The sequence below is a fragment of the Streptosporangium sp. NPDC049248 genome, assembly GCF_040678965.1.
In the GTDB taxonomy this organism is placed as follows: Bacteria; Actinomycetota; Actinomycetes; order Streptosporangiales; family Streptosporangiaceae; genus Streptosporangium; species Streptosporangium fukuiense.
The window spans coordinates 187,735-204,775 of sequence record NZ_JBFAQY010000006.1; the positions used below are offsets into that span (position 1 = coordinate 187,735).

General features: G+C 70.2%; 14 protein-coding genes. 8 read left to right on the forward strand and 6 right to left on the reverse strand.

Annotated features, from left to right (window positions below; translation table 11 throughout):
- Positions 1–19: 19 nt before the first annotated feature.
- Positions 20–748 carry a winged helix-turn-helix domain-containing protein gene (locus tag AB0K21_RS14330; protein ID WP_343974702.1) on the reverse strand — a complete coding sequence of 243 codons (729 nt, stop codon included), beginning with the start codon at positions 746–748 and terminating at the stop codon, positions 20–22.
- A 258-nt stretch (positions 749–1,006) separates the two neighbouring features.
- Between AB0K21_RS14330 and AB0K21_RS14335 the strand changes: the two genes are divergently transcribed.
- The 4 genes from AB0K21_RS14335 (at position 1,007) to AB0K21_RS14350 (ending at position 4,110) form a co-directional block, all read left to right on the forward strand.
- Positions 1,007–1,528 carry an RNA polymerase sigma factor gene (locus AB0K21_RS14335; RefSeq protein ID WP_364149910.1) on the forward strand — a complete coding sequence of 174 codons (522 nt, stop codon included), beginning with the start codon at positions 1,007–1,009 and terminating at the stop codon, positions 1,526–1,528.
- A complete protein-coding gene (locus AB0K21_RS14340) occupies positions 1,525–2,700 on the forward strand; it encodes a CU044_5270 family protein (RefSeq protein ID WP_364149912.1) in 1,176 nt (391 codons plus the stop codon). Before AB0K21_RS14335 ends, AB0K21_RS14340 begins: the two co-directional genes overlap by 4 nt.
- A 133-nt stretch (positions 2,701–2,833) precedes the next feature.
- Entirely contained in the window at positions 2,834–3,676 is an 843-nt protein-coding gene (locus tag AB0K21_RS14345) for an alpha/beta hydrolase (protein WP_364149914.1), read from the forward strand.
- Positions 3,673–4,110, forward strand: a complete 438-nt coding sequence (locus AB0K21_RS14350) for an HTH domain-containing protein (RefSeq protein ID WP_343974690.1) — start codon at positions 3,673–3,675, stop codon at positions 4,108–4,110. The genes AB0K21_RS14345 and AB0K21_RS14350 overlap by 4 nt, the downstream gene beginning before the upstream one ends.
- Positions 4,111–4,183: 73 nt before the next feature.
- Here AB0K21_RS14350 and AB0K21_RS14355 read toward each other — a convergent pair whose 3' ends face one another.
- The 3 genes from AB0K21_RS14355 to AB0K21_RS14365 all read right to left on the reverse strand — a co-directional run bounded on the left by AB0K21_RS14355 (position 4,184) and on the right by AB0K21_RS14365 (position 7,004).
- Positions 4,184–5,041, reverse strand: coding sequence for an ABC transporter permease (locus AB0K21_RS14355; RefSeq protein ID WP_364149916.1), 858 nt, complete (start codon positions 5,039–5,041; stop codon positions 4,184–4,186).
- 3 nt (positions 5,042–5,044) lie between these two features.
- Entirely contained in the window at positions 5,045–5,869 is an 825-nt protein-coding gene (locus AB0K21_RS14360) for an ABC transporter ATP-binding protein (protein WP_343974684.1), read from the reverse strand.
- 73 nt (positions 5,870–5,942) lie between these two features.
- Entirely contained in the window at positions 5,943–7,004 is a 1,062-nt protein-coding gene (locus AB0K21_RS14365; protein WP_364149919.1) for an ABC transporter substrate-binding protein, read from the reverse strand.
- 298 nt (positions 7,005–7,302) lie between these two features.
- Here AB0K21_RS14365 and AB0K21_RS14370 point away from each other — a divergent pair, with 298 nt between their 5' ends.
- Positions 7,303–8,619: a UDP-glucose/GDP-mannose dehydrogenase family protein gene (locus tag AB0K21_RS14370; protein ID WP_343974678.1), complete on the forward strand. Its 1,317-nt coding sequence runs from the start codon at positions 7,303–7,305 to the stop codon at positions 8,617–8,619.
- Positions 8,620–8,859: 240 nt separating this feature from the next.
- On the opposite strand, the gene AB0K21_RS14375 is transcribed toward AB0K21_RS14370, so the two are convergent.
- Positions 8,860–9,654 carry an MBL fold metallo-hydrolase gene (locus tag AB0K21_RS14375; protein ID WP_364149921.1) on the reverse strand — a complete coding sequence of 265 codons (795 nt, stop codon included), beginning with the start codon at positions 9,652–9,654 and terminating at the stop codon, positions 8,860–8,862.
- Positions 9,655–9,726: 72 nt separating this feature from the next.
- Between AB0K21_RS14375 and AB0K21_RS14380 the strand changes: the two genes are divergently transcribed.
- Complete coding sequence (locus AB0K21_RS14380; protein WP_364149923.1) at positions 9,727–10,320, forward strand: TetR/AcrR family transcriptional regulator; 594 nt, start codon at positions 9,727–9,729, stop codon at positions 10,318–10,320.
- A gap of 84 nt (positions 10,321–10,404) precedes the next feature.
- Here the strand turns inward: AB0K21_RS14380 and AB0K21_RS14385 are convergent, their stop codons facing one another.
- Entirely contained in the window at positions 10,405–13,968 is a 3,564-nt protein-coding gene (locus AB0K21_RS14385; RefSeq protein ID WP_364149925.1) for a WD40 repeat domain-containing serine/threonine protein kinase, read from the reverse strand.
- A 557-nt stretch (positions 13,969–14,525) separates the two neighbouring features.
- Between AB0K21_RS14385 and AB0K21_RS14390 the strand changes: the two genes are divergently transcribed.
- Both AB0K21_RS14390 and AB0K21_RS14395 read left to right on the forward strand, forming a co-directional pair.
- Complete coding sequence (locus AB0K21_RS14390) at positions 14,526–15,434, forward strand: WD40 repeat domain-containing protein (protein ID WP_364149927.1); 909 nt, start codon at positions 14,526–14,528, stop codon at positions 15,432–15,434.
- Between the two features lie 540 nt (positions 15,435–15,974).
- Positions 15,975–17,015 (forward strand): WD40 repeat domain-containing protein, encoded by a 1,041-nt coding sequence (locus tag AB0K21_RS14395; RefSeq protein WP_364149929.1) that lies wholly within the window; start codon positions 15,975–15,977, stop codon positions 17,013–17,015.
- Positions 17,016–17,041 lie beyond the last annotated feature (26 nt).

A 17,041-nucleotide genomic window follows, 5' to 3' on the forward strand; every position in this document is an offset into this window, starting at 1 on the left:
ATCGGGTACGGGGGCGCGATCAGCCGTTCAGCCACTTCAGGTGCTCCTCCCGCACCAGGTCGAAGCGGAGCGCGACGGAGACCAGCGCGGCGCGCTGCCAGTCGGCCTTGCGCGAGCCCGACGGCGGCTTGACGCGCAGTTTCGTCCGCGCCAGATAGTCGATGTGGAAGTTGACCGCGGCCCGGGTCAGGCCCGCGCCGCCGGGAACGTCGCGCAGCCGCTCCAGGATCTCCGGCACCGTCGGGATGACCGGGGACGAGCCGTCGCGCAGCCGCGGCTCGCAGAGCGCGACCAGCACGAGGAAGTACTTCGCCGTCTCGTCCACCGGGAAGCCTGAGACGGTCGGCTCGCCGAGCGTCGCGCTCTCGGGCGCGTCGGGGTCGATGAAGCTGTGCTGCGAGGCGAAGACCAGGAAGGAGCAGGCGCCACCGGCCACCGGGAGCACCACGCGGGCGAACTCGAACGGCACGGGCGCCGCCGCCCGCCGCGGAGCCACCTTGAGGAACTCCCCGCCGCCCTCCGGGTTCTCCACGACCAGGGTGGCGTCACGGCTGAGGTTGGTGAGCAGCCAGTAGTCGTCCACCGCCCGGATGATCCCGGCCCGCCGGGATATCCCCGGATGGTCCAGCGGGAAGTCGACCGGGGCGCTCTCCGTTCCGCGGCCGAAGGTGGCCTCGCGACCCGGAGGAAGCTCGATGACGGCCGCTCCGGCACCGGTGGCCTCGGCCTGCAAGAGGATCGTCCGCATCCATCCTCCTATCGGCACCCTAGAACCTTCCAGGTTCCCGGAACACCAGCCTATGCCGAACGATGTCCCTGTCGGCGCCGAATATCAGGGGACCACATCGCGCCGGCGGATGCCGCTGTTCGTCGCCACCGCTCGCCGCCCCTGACCAGCGGTCCCAGGAGGCCCGTACCCTTTTTTCGAGAAAGCGGGTAACAACCGAGGGTCCCCGGCCACTTCCCGGTGTCAGAAGAACACATCCGGGACGAAGGGGGCGGGGCGGTGACGGACGACTCGCAGAGATTCACCGATATGTACGACGAGTGCCGGCAGCGCGTCTGGGCCTACGTGGTCAGCCGCGCGGGACGGCAGATCGCGGACGAGGTGGTGAGCGAGACGTTCGCGATCGCCTGGCGACGGCTGGAGGACGTGCCGGAGCCGGCGCTGCCGTGGCTCCTCGGGGTGGCCCGCAACGTGCTGCGCGACAACATCCGGGCGGAGATCCGGCGGGACGCGCTCAGCGCCGAGTTGCGGGCCTGGACCGAGGACGACGTCGCGGAGCAGGTCACCGAACGGCTCAGCGTGCTCAGGGCGCTGACCGGGCTTTCGGAGGACGATCGGGAGATCCTGATCCTGACCGCCTGGCAGGGGCTCTCCCCCCGCGACGCGGCCCAGGTCGTCGGCTGCTCTCCGACCACCTTCCGGGTGCGGCTGCACCGCGCTCGCAGGCGGCTCAAACAGCGGATGGACACCGCCGTGAGTCCCGAGCCCCGGATGAGGAACCTCAGCGAGGAGTGGTCATGAATCCCATCGATCAGCTGCGGGCCGCACGTCCCGCGCACCTGGACGACACCCCGGTCGACCCGCGGACCAGGGCCGCCGAGCTCTCCCGCGCCATGGCGCGGCCCCGGCCGGCCCCGGCCAGGCGCAGGATCGTACGCCCGGTGTGGGGCCTCGGTCTCGCCGGAGCCGCCGCGGCCGTGACCGCGGTCGCCGTCGTGATCTCCGCGACCGGCGGTACGGCGCCGCGCGCGCCCTCCGCCCAGGTGATCTCGAGCCCGGCGACCACCACCCCGCGAATCGAGCTCGCCGGGCGGTCCATCCTGCTCGCCGCCGCCCACGGGGCGGCCCGCCAGCCGGATGTGACCGGTGCCTACTGGCACACCGTGTCGGTGAGCCGGAACCTGTTCGAGGCGGCCGACGGGGACTACACCCTCGTGGACCGGCAGCGGAACGAGGTGTGGACCCCGTCGGCGACCGGCGGGGAGCAGTGGAGCCGGACAAGGTCCCTCGGCGTGGAGCCCGCGAGTCCGGACGACAGGGCGGCCTGGGAGCGGGCCGGTTCCCCGACCGAGATCCAGGTCAGGTCCCCCAAGGGGGGTGACAACCCGAAATCCGAAGGTTTCGCCCTGTCGACCGAGCCGGGAGCGGCGCAGGACGGCCACGCCCCCCTCGTCGACGGGGACAAGGTGTTCTGGCTGGGCCGCAACGTCAGCATGAAGGACCTGCGCGGCCTGCCGGAGGACCCGGAGGGGCTCAAGGCGTGGCTGCTGCGCTCGTACGAGGGGCACGACACCGAGTCGGACACCCCGATGTCGTCGGACGCCTGGCTGTTCGCCGTCACGGTCGGGCTGATCACCGACATGCCGGTCACCCCGCAGGTGCGCGGCGCCGCCTTCCGGATGCTCGCCGACCTGGAGACCATCGAGGTCGTCCGGGACGTCGTCGACGCGGAGGGCCGTACCGGCAGCGCCGTCGCCATCGAGGAACGGGCCAGGGCGAAGGCGGATGCCAAGGGCGGCGAGGGGATCCTGCGGAACCGCCTGATCTTCGACGAGGCGACCGGGCGGGCACTGGCCAGGGACAGCGTCGTGGTGCGGCCGGGCGGCCTGCAGGCCGGATTCGCGCCGGGCACCGTGTGGAACTCCGAGACCGTCCTCGCGGCCGGCTGGACCGACGAGAAACCCGCCTCCTGACCTCCCGGAGGACTCGCCGTACTTCCGGGGCGTACGGCGAGTCCTCCGGGCGACGCGCCGGTGACGGCCGAGCGGGAACCGGACGGGGTGACGGCCGTTTTCCACGATCAGGCATATTCGCTATATTTAGTAAATGGTGAATATGTCGTCGACGCTCTCGCTGCAGGGGTGTGCCCTGCACTACGCCGACAGTGGTGGCGACGGTGTGCCGCTGCTGTTCTCGCACGGAGCCGGGGCCGATCACGTGATGTTCGACGCCCAGAGCGAGCGGCTGCGCGCCCGGGGATACCGGGTCGTCACCTGGGACATGCGCGGCCACGGCCGCTCTCGCCCGGCGGGCGTTCCGTTCACCGCCGAGCGGGCGATCGCGGACCTGTGCGCGCTCGTCGAGCACCTCGCCCTCGACCGGCCGGTGCTCGTGGGACAGTCCCTCGGCGGCAACCTCGGCCAGGCGGTCGTCCGGCGGCATCCGGACCTCGCCAGGGCGCTGGTCGTCATCGGCTCGGCGTGGAACACCGGGCCGCTGTCATGGACGGAACGCCTGCTGTTGAGGACGGCCGCGCCGGGCCTGTCGATGATTCCGGCCGGCCGCCTTCCCGGTGTGATGGCGGGGGCCTCCGCGGTGACGGAGGGCGCGCGGGCGGACGCGCGGCGGGCGTTCTCCCTGCTGTCGAAACGGGAGTTCCTCCAGGTGTGGCGGGCGACCGTCGAGCTCCTCGACCCGGACCCCGGCTACCGTACGCCGGTGCCACTGTGCCTGATCCGCGGCGAGCGGGACCGTACCGGCAACATCGCCTCGGCCATGCGCGGGTGGGCCGCGGCGGAAGGCGTCCAGGAGGTGGTCATCCCCGGCGCGGGACACATCGCCAACCAGGACGATCCGCGCGCGGTGAACGCGGCGATCGAGACGTTCCTGGGTACGGTTCCGGACTCCGGCCCGGACTCCGGCCCGGACTCGGGGCGGGCACGGCGATGAGCGCGACCAGGCGTGGCGCGTTCATCACCTCGGTAGGTGACCTGCTGGCCTCATGGAACCTCCCGCACGCGACCGGTCGCGTCTACGGGCTGCTCCTGATGACCGAGGAACCGGCCTCTCTCGACGCGATCGCCGCCGAGCTCGACCTGAGCAAGGGCGCGGTGAGCACCGCGGTGCGGCAGCTGAACTCCTGGGGACTGGCCAAGGTGATCCCGCAGCCCGGCAGCCGCAGGCTCCTGGTGGAGGCCACCGGAGGGATCGAGTCACTGCTGGAGGCCAGCCACGCGCGGGCCAGAACCCTGATCGCTGCCCTGCGCGACGGTGAGGCCCTGCTGGGTCCGGGCCCCGCGCAGGACCGGCTCCAGGACGTGATCGGGCTGTTCGCCGGCTATGTCGACGTCGGGAGCGAGCTGCTCGACAGACACCGCCGCTAGCGCCTCGTCCAGACGATGCCCGCCGCTCCACGGGCCCTGGGCTCGGGGAGCGGCGGTGAGTTCCACGTTCGGGTCAGCCGACGCGCTGGTCGAGTCCCCAGCGGCGCCGGAGGGCGTTGTCGGCCGCGCCGAAGCACATGTCCACCACGATGCCGATGACCAGAATCACGATCATCGTCGCGAGCAGGCCGGGCGCGTCGGAGAGCTCCCGGGCGTTGTCGAGCTGTTCGCCGATCGACGCCTGGTGGGCGATGATCACGAGAAGCTCGCCCGCCATCAGGGACCGCCAGGCGAAAGCCCAGCCCTGCTTGAGGCCCGACAGGAACGACGGCAGCGACGCGGGCAGGATGACGTGCCGGTAGAGCGCCAGGCGCCGCAGGCCGAGGATGTGCCCGGCACGGAGCAGGATCGGCGGGGTGTAGTCCACGCCGGCGATCAGTCCGTTGGCGATCGACGGCGCCGCCCCGAGGACGACCACGAACAGGATCGCGCTCTCGCTGAGCTTGAAGAACAGGATCGCCAGCGGGAACCACGCGATGGAGGGCATGGTCTGCAGGCCGGTGATCAGGGAGCCGAGCGCCGCCCGCAGCGGCCGTATCCGTGACACGGCCGCGCCGACCACGAGACCGACCAGTACCGCGATCGCGAACCCGGTGATCGCGCGGCGCATCGTCACGCCCAGGGCCTCGTAGAACTCGGCCTCACCGAGGCGGTTCCACAGATCCTCAAGGACGGTCACCGGGCCGGGAAGGACGTACTCCGGGCGCCACCCGCTGAGCACGACCAGCTCCCAGACGGCGAGGACGAGGAGGATCGCCGAGAGCATCGGCCAGCTCCTGGCCCAGACCCTTGAGGCCAGGCTCTGCCGCTCCCGGTTGGACAGCTCCAGCGCGTCCAGACCGGCGATGTGCTGGGAAAGATCAGTAGCCATCGGTCACTCGCCGCTTCCCGGTCCCTGCGCCGCCGGCCTGGCGTGGCGCAGCACCTCCTGGCGCAGTCTGTCGGTGATGGTGGAGGCCAGTTCGGCCACTTCGGCGGAGTCGGTACGGCGTGGCCGCGGCAGCGCCACCGGGAATTCCTCGATCACCTTGCCGGGCCTGCTGCTCAGCAGGACGACCCGGTCGCCGAGCCGTACGGCCTCGCGCACGTTGTGGGTGACGAACAGGACGGACAGCTCCCGCTCCCGCCAGATCCGCTCCAGCTCGTCGTGGAGCAGGTCACGGGTCATGGCGTCGAGGGCGCCGAAGGGCTCGTCCATGAGGAGCACGTCGGCCTCCTGGGCGAGGGCCCTGGCGAGCGCGACCCGCTGGCGCATGCCGCCGGACAGCTCGTGCGGGCGCTTGCCGCCGAAGCCGCCGAGGTGCACGATCTCCAGGAGCTCCGCCGCCCGCGCGCGGCGCTCCTTCTTCGTGGTGTTCCTGCCCGAGCTCGTCACCCGGAGCGCCAGCTCGATGTTCCCCGAGACCGTGAGCCAGGGGAACAGGGCGGGCTCCTGGAACATCATCGCGATGCGGGCGTCCCTGGTGTCGATCTCTCCGGCCGTGGGGCGGTCCAGGCCGGCGACGAGGTTGAGCAGCGTGCTCTTGCCGCAGCCGGACGCGCCCAGCAGACAGACGAACTCGCCCTGGTCCACCGAGAGCGTGACCTGGTCCAGGGCCAGGAGCTCCCTGCCGTACACCTTGGAAACCGCGTCCAGCCGGACCGCGGGCTCGTGCCCGTCGGTCCGGCCGGGGCGCAGCTCCTGTATCGGAGCTGTCACTTCGCCTCCCTGACCAGCGGCTCGCCGGCCCCTGACCGGGGGCGCCGCTTCCACTCTGCTGTTCTGTGCTCGATCACTTGTCGCTCACCGCGGGCTGGCTCTTGGCCGCCAGGACCTCGTTGAGGATCGTCAGGTCGTAGATGCCGTTCAGGTCCACCGGGTCGAGCAGGCCGACCTTCTGGGCGTGGTCGGCGCTGCCGTGCAGGGAGGACGCGATCGGGTCGTTGGTGAAGGTGATGTTGCCGAACGCGCTGTCCAGGACCGCGTCCGCGATGGGCTTGCCGCTCAGCTCCTTCAGCTCCGCGTTGATCGCCTCCTTGGCGCCCGCCGGGTCCGACTGGATGAAGGCGTTGGACTCGACGTGCGCCTCGATCAGCTTCCTCACCAGGTCGGGGTGCTCCTTGAGGAACTGCTGCCGCACGATCAGGTGCGTGATCACGAACTGCTTGTTCGGCCAGAGTTCGGTCTCGTCGAGGAGGATCTTGCCCTTGCTCTCCTGGACCAGGCGGCTCGCGAAGGGCTCGGGCACCCAGGCGCCGTCGATGTCGCCGGTGGCGAAGGTCTGCAGGGTCTGGGCGTTCTCCTGGGGGAGGATCGAGACCTCGCCGCCGCCCTTGGTGTCGGTCTTGATCCCCTTCTCCTGGAGCCAGTAGCGCAGCGCGACGTCCTGGGTGTTGCCGAGCTGAGGCGTGGCGATCTTCTTGCCCTTGAGGTCCTCGACGCCGTTGATCTCGGGCTTGACCACGAGGAAAACGCCGCCGGACGCCGCGCCTGCGACGATCTTGATGGCTTCGCCCTTGGACTTCGCCCAGGCGTTGATGGCCGGGTTCGGCCCGATGTAGGTCGCGTCGATGGCGTCGGAGAAGATCGCCTCGGTCGCGGCCGGTCCGGCGTTGAAGGTCGAGACCTTCAACGTCGTGCCGCTGCCGAGTGCCTTGGCGAAGAAGCCCTTCTGCACCCCGACCAGGGCCGTGGAGTGCGTGATGTTCGGGAAGAAACCGAGGCGGACCTCGGTCGTCGCCTTCGCCGTGTCGCCGCCGGAGGACCCCCCGCCTCCTCCGCAGGCCGCCGCGAGGGCTGTCACCGTGACCGCGGCCAGCGCCACTGCCGTCCCCCGGAGCCTGCGAACCCTCATTGGTTACTCCTTAATTCCTACTTAATAAGTCGGTTAAGTGCATAAAATGGCAAACGGGCCCTCCTGTCAAGCGAGGTGACCATACGGGTGCGAGTTGTTACCGGTTCGTGTTTCTCGGTGCGCCGCCGCCGACGGGACCGTACGGCCGACGGCATGAGGTTCGTCCCCGAAGCCGCGCCGACTTCTGGACTCCGAGCTGTGAAAAGCCGCAGAGCCGACACTTCGCTACCCCGGCACGCGATAACTTCTTGGGGCGCGTCCCGGATGCGCCCGAGGAAGCCAACGGACAGGAGCCACGATGCGCGTTTCCGTGATCGGATGCGGTCACCTCGGCGCTCCGCACGCCGTCGCGATGGCCGAGATCGGCCATGAGGTGATCGGCGTCGAGTCGGACCCCGGCAGGTGCGAAGCCCTGGGCAACGGCATCGCCCCCTTCTTCGAGGAGGGCTTCGAGGACCTCCTGGTCCGGCACACCGCCTCCGGCCGGCTCCGCTTCACCACCGATCTGCGGGAGGCCGCGGACTTCGCCGACCTGCACTTCATCGCGGTCGGCACCCCGCTGCGCGCGGACGGCCACGGCTACGACATGACCCAGGTGATCGAGGCGGTTCGGTCACTGGTCCCGCTGCTGAACAGGCCGGCCACGATCGTCGGCAGGAGCACGGTGATGGTCGGCACCGTCGAACGGCTCCAGAAGATCATCGACGCTGACGCGCGGGTCGCGAACGTGGAACTGGTCTGGAATCCGGAGTTCCTGCGCGAGGGGCACGCCGTGCGGGACTCCCTGCTCCCCGACCGGATCGTGGCCGGTCTGACCTCCCGGCAGGCCCGAGAGGCGGTCGAGGAGGTGTACGCGCCGATCCTCGACCACGGGGTGGGGTTGATCCTCACGGACCCGCCCACGGCAGAGGTGATCAAGTCGGCCGCGAACGCGTTCCTGACCACGAAGATCTCGTTCATCAACGCGATAGCCGAGGTGTGCGAGTACGTCGGAGCGGACGTGAACATGGTCGCCCACGCGATCGGCGTCGACCGGCGGATCGGGGACGGTGGGATGCGGCCGGGCATCGGTGCCGGGCCCAAGGACGTCACGGACTTCACGCACCGCGTCGGTGAGCTGGGCGCGCGGAACGCGCACGGATTCCTGACGGCCGTCGATTCGATCAACGCCGACCGGATCCCGGCGGCGATCAGGCTGATCGAGAGGGCACACGGCGGTCCGATCGACGGTCGGACCATCGCGTTCCTCGGCACGGCCTTCAAGGCCGGGACCAGCGACGTACGCGACTCGCCCGCCCTGCGCCTGGCCGAGAGACTGGCCGAACGCGGCGCGACACCGGTCATCTACGACCCCGAGGCCATCGCCGCCACCCGCGAGCTGCACCCCGAGTTCGGCTACGCCGACACCGCCGAGCAGGCCATCACGGACGCCGATCTCGTCGTGCTCGCCACCGAGTGGCCGGAGTTCACCGCCGATCCCGAGCTCCCCGCGACCACCGCCGACCTGGTGCGCCACCGGGTGCTGGTGGACGTGCGCAACACCGTCGAGCCGGGGCCGTGGCTCGCCGCCGGCTGGGAGGTCTGGCAACTAGGCCGCCGGCCCCAGCGCCCGTAGGCGCGGCGGCCGAGGAAGGCATGCCGTCCAGGCGGTTCCAGGGCCACGCCGCGGTACGTGTCACGCGACCGAAGCCGTGGGGCGGCGTCAGTCCTGACGTGATGTCTCGGGGGCGACGAGTTCGACCTCGAACCCGTCGGCGTCCTCCAGGTAGGCGGCGTACGGCCGGCGCGCGGGGACGCCGTCACGCTCGCGACCTTGATCACATGGCTCCGTGGCTCCCGATCCGGGAAACAGTCCTTAGAGGGCGATGTCCTCGCCCTGCTTGAGGGCGGCGACCGCATAGGTCTCGGCGGAGGTCGCGTCCAGGAATCGGGAAAGCTCATCGGGGCGCGTGTCGTAGAAGCCGTCGATGTGGAATCCGTCGTAGTGGATCGGCACCGCGACCCTCGCTCCCAGCAGGCGCGCGGCCACGGCCGCCTGGCCGGCGTCGAGCGAGGCCGGATAGGGGCTCGGGGGCTGACAGTGCGGGAAGCACACGGTCGGCCCGTTGATGGGAGTGAGCACCGCGTCGAACGGCCCGAACCGGTGGGCGGCGCGCCACCAGTAGCCGTGGAACATGCTGTCGCCCAGGTGCAGCACGCGCTTTCCGCCCGCTTCGACGGCCCAGGACACCTGCGGATCACCCAGGGTGTCGACGGCTGGAACGGCCGCGATCGTGAAGGGGCCGATCGTGACGGTCTCCCACAGGCCCATCGGGCGCCGGGACAGGTTCCGTTCGTCGAGCTCGCGGTCGGCCTTGAGCGTCCACAGGTTCTCGTGGTCGTCGCCACCGAAGGAGACGGGATGCAACACCTGGCCGTCGGGGCGGAGCGCCTCGGCCAGTGCCGCGGCATCGGTGTGGTCTCGGTGCAGGTGCGTGCACAGCCCGGCGATCACGTCCCCCTCGGTGCGCGGCCGGACGACCTTCGGCATGGGCGCCGACAACGGGGTGTCCTCCAGCACCCCCTCCGGGCGGCCGAGCAGGTCGATCACCACGCTGTGACCCTGCGCTTCCAGTTCCACCCCGGCCCAGCCCAGCCATCGAACACGCATCTTCCGGACCCCTTTAGCGTACGATCGTTCGTTAGCTGGATAGCGTACGATCGTTTGCTAAACTGGTCAACCATGAGAAGATCCGCCGAGGCGGCCCAGCTGACCCGCGACCGAATCGTCGCCACCGGCGTGACGAAGGCCTCCAGCGACGGCCTCCACGCGCTGACCATCGGCTCCCTGGCCGAAGCCCTCGGCATGAGCAAGGCGGGCGTCGTCGGCCCCTTCGGCTCCCGCGCCGAACTGCAGTCCGCCGTGCTGACCAAGGCGGCCGACATGTTCGTCGCCGCCGTCGTCGCGCCGAGCATGAAGGCGGAGCCGGGTCTGCCGCGCCTGCGCGTGCTGATCGATCTGTGGTGCGGCTACCTGGACGGCAGCCCGTTTCCCAACGGGTGCTTCATCACCGCCGCGTCCTGTGAGCTGGACGGCCGACCGGGCGAGTTGCGGAACCTCCTGCTCGGCACCGTGACCCGATGGCGGGCCTTCCTGCGCGAGCAGATCGTGATCGCGCGGACCGCGGGCGACATCACCGCGACGCTGGACGCGGACGACCTCGTGACGACCCTGACCGGGATCGCGATGTCGGCCGACCAGGAGATTCAGCTACTCGCCGACGCCACCGCGGCGGCGCGCGCACGGCGTCTCATGCTGGCCGCCATCACCCGGTGAACGCGTTGACTCGCGGTCCAAAGGGCTGTCTCCCGGATCGGACGGAGACGGTATCGGCGGGTTTCTCAGAGCGCCCGGCGTCGGTCAGCAGGTGCGGCGGTAGGGAATCTCCGGAATGTGGGTCCTCCAGTCCGCCTCGGAGAGCGGGCCGAAGAGGGCGCAGAGGGCGCTCTTGACCTTGTCGGGGGCGATGAGGTGGGTGCGGAGACGGCCGGCGTCGTCAACGGCCGCCAGAACCGCGCCGTCGGCCGAGAAGGCCATGGTGGTGATCTTGTCCGGGCCGACCTTGTCCTTCGGCGTCAGGAAACCGGCGAGCGGAAGGCCCAGGGCGCGTCTGTTCGGCACGTCCCACAGGCGGATCCGGCCCGTGGTGTCGGCCAGCGCGAGCACTTTCCCGTCGGGAGCGAAGGCGACGGCGTTGCCCGGCTCCGCGCCGGGGAGCACGTCGTACCTGTGCCGGAGGGTCCGCGCGTCCCAGAACCCGATCTTGTCCTTGTCGACCACGACGACGAGCCCGTCCCGGCTGCGGGCCTTGGCGGGGCTCATTTCGAGGTTGGGGGCGAGGACTCGCCTGCCGGTGGCGACGTCGAGGACACCCTGGTCCGGTCCGGAGAGCACGGTTCGCCCGTCGGGACTGAAGAGGACACGCAGTTCGCTGTCGATGCCCTGGCCGAACTCCAGCGGGATTCCGGCGGATTTGACCCGGAGGGCTCCCGAGGCCACGTCCCACAGTTCGAACAAGGTCGAGCTGATGCTAGGGCTGGTGAGCACCGCGAGCGTCCTGCCGTCAGGCGAGAACCTGAGGGGCACCCGGTCGCTGATCGCGTGCCCGGTCTGCAGAGTGATCTTCCTGGTCGCCGAGGCGACGTCCCAGATCTCGACCTTCCCGCTGCTGCGGAAGCTGCTCGCCAGGAGCTTTCCGTCGCCCGACAACGCGAACAGCGATTCGCTGGTGCCCGCGACACCGTTGAGCGGCAGCGCTCCCCGTCTGACCCGCCTGACCGGATCCCAGATCTCCAGGTCGCGGCGGGACTCGACGGCGAGAGTCGAGCCGTCCTCACTGAGGACCGCGGTGGAGCCGACGAAGGCGTCGGTGAGCTTGACCGAGTCCGTGACGGGGCTTAGAGACAGGACGGTGACGGTCCCCGTGCCGTGATCCGCGCAGCGCAGGGTGCGGTCTCCCGGGCCGAAGTCCGGGTTGGCGCAGCCGCCGGTGTACCTGAAGACGGGCTCGTCGCGTTCGCCCACGATGTCCCATGACTGGTCGTGGACACCCTCGGTGCCCCAGACGGTGCCGCCGACCGCGACGAACCTGCCGTCGGCGCTGAAGGCGATCCCGATGTTGTCGTCGTTCTTCTGAAGCCGCCGCCGGCTCACGTCCTCCTTGTCCAGGCGGATGATCCACACCCGGTCGCCCTTGATCACGCCGAGGCGGCTGCCGTCCGGGCTGACCTCCAGGTCGCTGACCTTCTCGGAGTCCTCGCCGAACCGGGGCAGGGGCGTCTTCGTGCCTTTGCCGATGTCCCAGTACTCGAACTCTCCTTCCCGGAGGGCGACCAGAGAGCGCCCGTCCGGGGTGAAGGTCGCGCCCTGGAGCTGGTACGGGATGTCGAGAACGGCCTTGCCCGATTCGACGTCCCAGATGACCGCCCGCGTCGCCGCCAGGCTCAGCAGGCGGGTGCCCGTGGGATCGAGCGCCGCGTACGGCTCGGGAATGCGGATCGTCACCGGCCGCGGCCGGCCGGTCGCCGTGTCCCAGACGCCGACGGTGCCGTCCTTCCTGACCAGCGACATGGTCCTGCCGTCCGCGGTGAGGGACAGGACGTGACCGAGGGCGCCGTCGTCGACCGGTTCTCCGGTCAGAGTGATCGTCCGTACCACCCGGCGCGAGTCGACATCGGCGAGCTTCACCTCGTGGCCGTGCGCGTACGCCATCAGACGGCGGGTGCCGTCTCCGTTCATCCGCCAGTGGCCGTCGACGCCGGGCGGCCGGTAGGTGTACTGCTCCGGCTGGCTGTAGAGCGTGGCCAGCGCGTTCCGGGCCGCCTGACCGCCGGGCGCCAAGGTCGCGGCGACGACGGCGAGTTGCTTGGCGACGGCGGGATCGACGCGCCGCATCGTGGTGGCCAGGCCGGCGACCCGGTCGCCGATGGCCGTATCCCGCTGCCCGGAGATGACCTCGTTCGTGTCCGCCAGCCTGATGCCCTGGACGATCGCGGTGGCCGCCGTCGCGGTGGACACGACGAGCAGGGCCGCGAGGGCGGCGCTCAGCAGCGTACGGTAGCGCCGCCTGTGCTGGGCGGCGCGCACCGAGTGATCGAGGAACGAGCGTTCGGCCAGGTTGAGGGTGAGGTGCCGGCGACCGGCCACGACAAGACCGAGCGCCTCGTCGAGCGAGCCGCCCCACAGCAGGTCACCGCTTTTGTGGCCACGGCTCTGCCAGCGCCGCGCGGCGTCGGTGAGCTCGTGGTGGGCGTCGAGGACCTCCTGTTCGTCGGCGATCCAGTCGCGCAGCCGAGGCCAGGCCCGCACCAGCGCCGGGGTGGCGAGCGTGAGGAAGGCACCGTCGCGGACCACCAGCCCCGCCTCGACCAGCCGGTCGAGGGTGTGCCAGACGGGCTGCTTGGCCGTCTCGGTGTCCAGGCACTCGGTGGCGGCGACCTTGCGCAGCGTGTGCCGGGCATCCGGCTTCACGGCGATCATCCGCAGCAGGACGCGCGGTACGACGGCCTGCTCGTGCGGTGCGAGCCCGGCATAGGCCCGCTCGGCCACCTGCGCCAGCGACGGGGAGGGCGCCGTGTCGGCAAGAGCCCCGGCGACCGCGGTGCCCTCCTCCGGCGCACCCTGGCCGCCGATCAGGCCTTCCAGCAGCTCCCGGGGTACGGGGCGCCGGGCCGGGTCGTGCGACAGTGCCCGCGCCACCAGGGACCGCAGCGGCTCCCGCAGCACATCGAGCTCGGGCCGGTGATGAAGGACCCGGTGGATCAGCGCGGGCATGCTGTCACCGTCGAAGGGCGGCGTGCCCGTGGCGGCGAACAGGACGACGGCACCCCACGCCCAGACGTCGACGGCCGGTGAGGCACGGTGGCCGCGGAACAGCTCGGGAGCCATCCAGCGCGGGGTGCCTTTCAGCTGCCCGGTCGCGCTCTGGGACATCTCCTCGGTACGCGCGATGCCGAAGTCGATGACCCGGGGACCGTCCGGGCCGATCAGGACGTTCGCCGGCTTCAGATCCCGGTGCGTCACGCCGGCCTGGTGGATGGACGACAGCGCGGTGGCGATGCCGACCGCGAGCCGGTGCAGGTCGTCCGGGCGGTAGGGCCCGTCCTTGTCCACCCGGTTCTGCAGATCGGGCCCGGGGACGTACTCGCTGACCAGGTACGGGGGAACGTGGTCGAGGTCGGCCTCGATGATCCGCGCGGTGCAGAAGGGGGCCACCCGGCTGAGCGCCGCGACCTCCTTGCGCAGCTGGTCGCGGTAGGCGTCGGTGATGAGGTCCTCGCGCAGTGCCTTGACCGCCACCCGGTCGCCCAGGCTGTCGTAGGCCTCGTAGACCACGCCCTGGCCGCCCGCGCCGAGCCGTCGGGCCAGCCAGTAGGAACCGAGTTGCCGGGGATCACTGGGTAACAGCGGCGCCACCATGGACATCAGATATACAAGATTGTTTGTTCGTGACGCCATATCCGGTCCGCGCCCGTTATGGAGGCGCGGCATTGTCGGGAAATCATCCGCATTCCTTGGTGATCGCCTGATGCCGGTCATTGTTCGTGACAGCCCGGCACTATGAGGGGTCCCGGTAGCAGTGCGGAAATTTTCTACGAAGTAGCGTCTGACCTGCGATAACTGATGGGGTGACCGCCTGTGGCGGGCCGATGGTCACTGCCGCTAGGTTCGTTCCGGTTTTGTCTGGTATGGCGGGTGGAGTGGTGTGTTGTCGGACCATGCTCCACGGGGCGGGCGGGGCCGGAGGTCGCAGACACTTGTCGATTGACAATAATCGGCAGTTGTCCGCGATGGCTCGTCACGGAGCGTACAAGCGCACGATCCGGTTCCGATGTTCCGCACACCCCGGTAATGCCGGGCCCGCCGGATGCGGCCGCACCCCGGAGCCGTTCGCCGCCGGCGAGCTGCTCGGCCCGGGCGGGCAGCAGGTGATGCAGACGCCTTCAAGTCAGTCTCAAGCGTGATCTTCTACACCTACAGCTGTGAATACCACCCCTCCGCAGCAGCGCCGATCACCGAGCGCCACCCTCACCGGCCACACCGAGCCGGTCTACTCGGTGGCCTTCAGCCCGGACGGCACAACCCTCGCCACCGGCAGCCACGACAACACGGTGCGGTTGTGGGACGTGGCCGGCCGCCAGAGCGTCGCCACCCTCACCGGCCACACCGAATTTGTCTTCTCGGTGGCCTTCAGTCCGGACGGCGAAACCCTCGCCACGGGCAGTCGCGACGACGCGGTGCGGTTGTGGGACGTGGCCGGCCGCCAGAGCGTTGCCACCCTCATCGGCCACACCAGCGCTGTCACCTCAGTGGCCTTCAGCCCGGACGGCACAACCCTCGCCACCGGCAGCCGCGACAGGAGCGTGAAGTTGTGGGACGTGGCCGATCGCGAAATCATTGCCACCCTCACCGGCCACACCGGCGTCATCGAGTCGGTGGCCTTCAGCCCGGACGGCACAACCCTCGCCACCAGCAGCCACGACAAGAGCGCGAAGTTGTGGGACGTAGCCGGCCGCGAAACCATTGCCACCCTCACCGGCCACACCGGCGATGTCTGGTCGGTGGCCTTCAGCCCGGACGGCGAAACCCTCGCCACCAGCGGCGCCGACGGCACGGTGCGGTTGTGGGACGTGGCCGGCCGCAACACCATTGCCACCCTCACCGGCTACATCGCCGGGCTCTTCTCGGTGGCGTTCAGTCCGGACGGCACAACCCTCGCCAACGGCAGCTTCTACAGCACGGTGCAGTTGTGGGACGTGGCCGGCCGCCACGCCATCGCCACTCTCACCGACCACACCGACTGGGTCACCTCGGTGGCCTTCAGCCCGGACGGCACAACCCTCGCCACCAGCAGCAGCGACAACAGCGTGAAGTTGTGGTCGACCCGCTGACCCAGTAGATCATCACCGCTTCGGCCCTACCGCCGAAGGTAGCGGGTTCAGCGCCGGTGAAGGTCCCCGTGACTTCTCCCCACCACCCCCAGGCCCGCTCCCCGGGGCCTGCCCGGCCGGCGCGCGGCCGACTGTCCAGTCCGCCGACCGAGCCCCCGGCGAGGGAGCGGACTTGGCCGGCGGCAAGCGTCGGCCACACTCCGGCCCGGGGGCGGGCCGACCACCGACCGGTCGTGGTTAGGACGCCTGAAGTGGCCCCAGCCGGGCCCCGGAACCGCCCTGCCGCCACTCTTCGCGCACGCACGCGGCACTCCAAAAACTCTGATCCCAGGGACCGCCGGCCACCCCGACCTACCTGGCGGCCGGGGACACGTTCGGGAGCGGATGGCTGTGTCGTACGGGACCGGGCCCGGTGTGCCTCCCGATCGCGGCCGCGCCCCGGAGCTGTTCGCCTCCGGTGAGCCGCTCGGCCCCGGCGGGCAGAGGGTGATGCAGAAACACACAAGTCGATCTCAAGCATGATCTTCTACACCTACGGGTGTGAATACGACCCCGCCACGGCAGCGCCGCTCACTATCTCGCCGCACCCTGCTCCAGGGCGGACTCGGCGCCCTGGCCGCCATCGGCGTGCCGACCATGGTCGCCTGCACCCCCGACCCCACACCGAGCACCCCCGACCCCACACCGAGCGCCGCCAACCTCGCACCGAGCGCCACCCTCACCGGCCACACCGACTTTGTCTACGCGGTGGCCTTCAGCCCGGACGGCAAACTTCTCGCCACCGGCAGCCGCGACAACAGCGTGAAGTTGTGGGACGTGGCAGGCCGCAGCACCATCGCCACCCTCACCGGCCACACCAGCGTGGTCACCTCGGTGGCCTTCAGCCCGGACGGCAAACTTCTCGCCACCGGCGGCAGCGACAACACGGTGCGGTTGTGGGACGTGGCCGGCCGCAACACCGCCGCCACCCTCACCGGCCACACCGGCTGGGTCGAGTCGGTGGCCTTCAGCCCGGACGGCAAAACCCTCGCCACCGCCAGCAACGACAAGAGCGTGAAGTTGTGGGACGTGGCCGACCACAACACCGCCGCCACCCTCACCGGCCACACCGCCTTTGTCACCTCGGTGGCCTTCAGCCCGGACGGCAAAACCCTCGCCACCGGCAGCCGCGACAACACGGTGCGGTTGTGGGACGTGGCCGGCCGCAACACCATCGCCACCCTCACCGGCTACACCGTCTATGTCTTCTCGGTGGCCTTCAGCCCGGATGGCAAACTTCTCGCCACCGGCAGCGGCGACGACATGGTGTGGTTGTGGGACGTGGCCGGCCGCAACACCGTCGCCACCCTCACCGGCCACACCGGCTGGGTCTCCTCGGTGGCCTTCAGCCCGGACGGCAAAACCCTCGCCACCAGCAGCGGCGACAAGAGCGTGAAGTTGTGGGACGTGGCAGGCCGCAACACCGTCGCCACCCTCACCGGCCACACCGACGAGATCTACTCGGTGGCCTTCAGCCCGGACGGCGAAACCCTCGCCACCGCCAGCAACGACAACAGCGTGAAGTTGTGGCCGACCCGCTGACCCAGTAGATCATCACCGCTTCGGCC

Bases quoted from the DNA above. Each gene is read 5' to 3' on its own strand.
- AB0K21_RS14350 (WP_343974690.1), top strand. From the start codon at position 3,673: ATGAGCGCGACCAGGCGTGGCGCGTTCATCACCTCGGTAGGTGACCTG.
- AB0K21_RS14345 (WP_364149914.1), top strand. From the start codon at position 2,834: ATGGTGAATATGTCGTCGACGCTCTCGCTGCAGGGGTGTGCCCTGCAC.
- AB0K21_RS14365 (WP_364149919.1), bottom strand. From the start codon at position 7,004: ATGAGGGTTCGCAGGCTCCGGGGGACGGCAGTGGCGCTGGCCGCGGTC.
- AB0K21_RS14370 (WP_343974678.1), top strand. From the start codon at position 7,303: ATGCGCGTTTCCGTGATCGGATGCGGTCACCTCGGCGCTCCGCACGCC.
- AB0K21_RS14385 (WP_364149925.1), bottom strand. From the start codon at position 13,968: ATGTCCATGGTGGCGCCGCTGTTACCCAGTGATCCCCGGCAACTCGGT.
- AB0K21_RS14355 (WP_364149916.1), bottom strand. From the start codon at position 5,041: ATGGCTACTGATCTTTCCCAGCACATCGCCGGTCTGGACGCGCTGGAG.
- AB0K21_RS14340 (WP_364149912.1), top strand. From the start codon at position 1,525: ATGAATCCCATCGATCAGCTGCGGGCCGCACGTCCCGCGCACCTGGAC.
- AB0K21_RS14330 (WP_343974702.1), bottom strand. From the start codon at position 748: ATGCGGACGATCCTCTTGCAGGCCGAGGCCACCGGTGCCGGAGCGGCC.
- AB0K21_RS14380 (WP_364149923.1), top strand. From the start codon at position 9,727: ATGAGAAGATCCGCCGAGGCGGCCCAGCTGACCCGCGACCGAATCGTC.
- AB0K21_RS14375 (WP_364149921.1), bottom strand. From the start codon at position 9,654: ATGCGTGTTCGATGGCTGGGCTGGGCCGGGGTGGAACTGGAAGCGCAG.